The 3,121-nt window shown below is 61.0% G+C and carries 1 protein-coding gene and 2 pseudogenes; all 3 read left to right on the forward strand.

The genetic code is table 11. The features are described 5' to 3' along the window. Positions 1 to 1,286 (forward strand): annotated as a pseudogene (locus tag X730_RS1000000167285) (ATP-binding cassette domain-containing protein); the annotation flags it as partial. After that, positions 1,261 to 1,479 (forward strand): annotated as a pseudogene (locus X730_RS1000000169025) (HlyD family type I secretion periplasmic adaptor subunit); the annotation flags it as partial. The pseudogenes X730_RS1000000167285 and X730_RS1000000169025, both read left to right, overlap by 26 nt. Positions 1,480 to 1,860: 381 nt before the next feature. Then, positions 1,861 to 2,652 carry a hypothetical protein gene (locus X730_RS135415; RefSeq protein WP_023673926.1) on the forward strand — a complete coding sequence of 264 codons (792 nt, stop codon included), beginning with the start codon at positions 1,861 to 1,863 and terminating at the stop codon, positions 2,650 to 2,652. Positions 2,653 to 3,121 lie beyond the last annotated feature (469 nt).

Here is a 3,121-nt window from a genome sequence, read left to right on the forward strand (position 1 = left end):
AGGGCCGATAAGCGATACCGTTGCCCACAACATGGCACGCAATGGTCTGCTGCAAGCAGCGCGTTGCAATGCCGAGGTCGTGCAAGCTCTCGGTCTTGGAAAGCGGATCGCTGCCCGATGGCAAAAGGCCAATGCCAAGTTTCTGGCCGCCAACCGGAAAGCTGGGGACGTGGCAGGTGGGCTGGGTGCCATTTCAAAGTCGCTGCGCGTGCTGCTGCAATCGGCCATTCTTGCCGTCGGTGCGTACCTTGTCGTCAGGGAAGAGGCTACGGCCGGGGTCATGATTGCCAGTTCGATCATGATGGGGCGTGCGCTGGCTCCGGTCGACCTCGCCATTTCAAGCTGGAAACCCTTCCTCATGGCGCGCCAGGGTTGGGCGCGGCTGGAGGACCTCTTGGAAAAGGTTCCTGAAACCGCTCCTGTTATGCTAATGCCTGCACCTGAACGCGAACTGCGCCTCGAAAGCGTGACAATCGTTCCGCCCGGCGAAAGCAAGCCGACCGTGACCGGCCTTGCGTTTGCCATTCAGGCGGGAAGCGCACTCGGGGTCATCGGCCCGTCGGGCTCGGGCAAGTCGACACTCTCGCGCGCCATCGTCGGCGCATGGACGCCGGTCGCCGGGAAGGTTCGCATCGACAGCGCAAGCCTCGATCAATGGGACCGGGAAGCACTAGGCCGTCACATCGGCTATCTGCCACAAGGTGTTGAATTGTTCGATGGCACCATTGCCGAAAACATCGCTCGTTTTGAAGATGATCCTGACCCTGAGGCTATTGTCGCCGCGGCGAAAGCAGCGGGCACGCACGAACTGATCCTCCGATTTGAGCNATGATCCTGACCCTGAGGCTATTGTCGCCGCGGCGAAAGCAGCGGGCACGCACGAACTGATCCTCCGATTTGAGCACGGATACGAAACTCCGATTGGTGAGGCCGGATCGGCACTTTCCGCCGGGCAGCGTCAGCTTATCGGTCTTGCCCGGGCCCTTTATCGAGACCCTTTCCTTGTCGTGCTGGATGAACCCAATGCCCATCTCGACGCGGAAGGCGAAGCTGCAGTCGTTAATGCGATCGCCTCCGTGCGCGAGCGCAAGGGCATTGCGGTTGTCGTCGCCCATCGGCCGAGCGCCATCCGCGCCGTCGATTTGGTGTTGGTGATGGAAGGTGGACGGCAGCGATCATTCGGTGCGCGTTCCAAAGTCCTGAAGGCCATCGAGTCTACACAGGATCACGTGGCAGAGCGCGCTGACATGGAGGATCCCGGTGTCCGGCATTCATCAGAACAATGACGTTTCGAGTCCATTCGCCGGCACCTGGTGGCGGGCCTTCTGGCGAGCGTGATCTTTGTGGGAGGAGCCGGAGCCTGGGCGACCTTCACGAATCTCTCCGGTGCGGTTGTAGCGTCCGGACACTTTGTCGTCGTTTCCTAGTGAGAAGATACAGCACCCGACTGGCGGGGTGGTCGGAGAAATCCTGGTGAACCCGGCATTTCGTACTACCTGGTGCGCCTGTCGGTTCCGATCTCGGCTCGCGCGAACGCGCTCCCTAACGTTCCATTGCTCGCAATGGGCAGTGCCGGCGCGACTCGGCAACACAGCCCCATGCCCGTTCTTCCGAGGGCGGCCCAACCAGGACGACCGGTTGCCAAGTTTTCCTGGACCGTTCTTTGAGTGTGAATATTCGGGCCGATTGCCTGGGGCGTGTCCCCGCCGCCTGCGAGCCCGCAACTGCTCAGCAGAAGGGCGAAGTGAACGAGAATGCATCCATTTCGTAAATGTATGCCTATCCAAGCAATCGATTTCTCCAATTGTCCGATGACGAATATGAACGACTCAGGCAGGGGCATCATTAGGAGTATTTTCAATGGCAAAGATTATCGAAGGTGGCCCGGGTTCCGAAACACTCCTCGGCACCGAGGGTGTTGACTGGATCGAGGGTTACCAGGGCGGTGACTGGCTTGACGGTCGTGGCGGCAACGACGAGATCTCGGGTGGCGCGGGCAGTGACCGAGCCATCGGCGGCGAGGGTAACGACCGCATCTTCGGCGGAGATGGCTGGGACGATCTCTCCGGCGACAACGGCCGCTTCAACGCGCGCGTCTCCGGTGAGGACAATGACAGGCTCAGCGGCGGACCCGGCCAGGATGTCCTCTACGTGGGTGACGGCCAGGACACGTTGACCGGGGGCAGCGACAGTGACACGTTCGTGTTCCAGTTCCACAATCCGGTGCCTGGGGTTGTCGGGTCGACGTCGGACATTACCACTATCACCGATTTCAACCCGGCGGAGGACAAGTTCGCCTTCGATGCGGTAGGCCTCTACAACGACGGTTTTGGCGCGAACTTCGTCAACAACGCCAGCATACAGTCCGGCTACCCGGTGAGCAGCTTCTACAGCGGTGCGGCGTCGGGTGCGAACGGCGAACACGTCGTGGTGATCACTGGTGAATCTTTCAACTCTGCTAATGAGGCGGCGAGTGCGATCTCCGGCGAGCACGCCGGCGACATCATTGTCTACCAAAGCAGCTACACTGACAGAGTTGCAACTCTGGCCTATGTCACCGCCGACGGCAGCGCGCACGAGTTCGCCCACCTGGGCGGTGTAGTCACCGTGGCCGACCTAGGCCTGACCGCGTCGGACTTCACCTTCGTTTGATCCAGAAAACCCATGCGGAACCGCGCCCGCCCCGCCCCCCCGGGCGGGCGCTTTCCCGTCCGTTTCCGCTACTTGCCATGGGCCGGGGCGCCTGGGAGCAGTCAGCGTGTACAGTGACGAAGCCCTGCGCGTCGCGCTGCTCGTGGACCGAAATCTCCTGAAGGTGTGGAGGCGGAAGCCTGTTCGGGCCCTTGCGGCCGACCAGGATGAATCCCTTCCAAACCTTCAGCCGGACGGTGTTGTTGACCCGCTCCATCAAATGCCGGGACCAAACATATTCGGCGGGAGCACTGATCCTGAACCAGCGAGCGGATGCAGTCGGTTGCCGATCGGGGAGCAATATAGGGAGCTGGGTCGCCAGCTGCGGAGACTTACGTGACAACCATTCCTTAAAGGATCAGCTTTGAGACCCTTCCCTCTGACTTCCGCGATTTGGGGCATTGTGTTGATCAGCGGCGTGGTCAACGTG

Origin of the sequence: Mesorhizobium sp. L103C131B0 (genome assembly GCF_000502275.1) — a bacterium.
GTDB lineage: Bacteria > Pseudomonadota > Alphaproteobacteria > Rhizobiales > Rhizobiaceae > Mesorhizobium.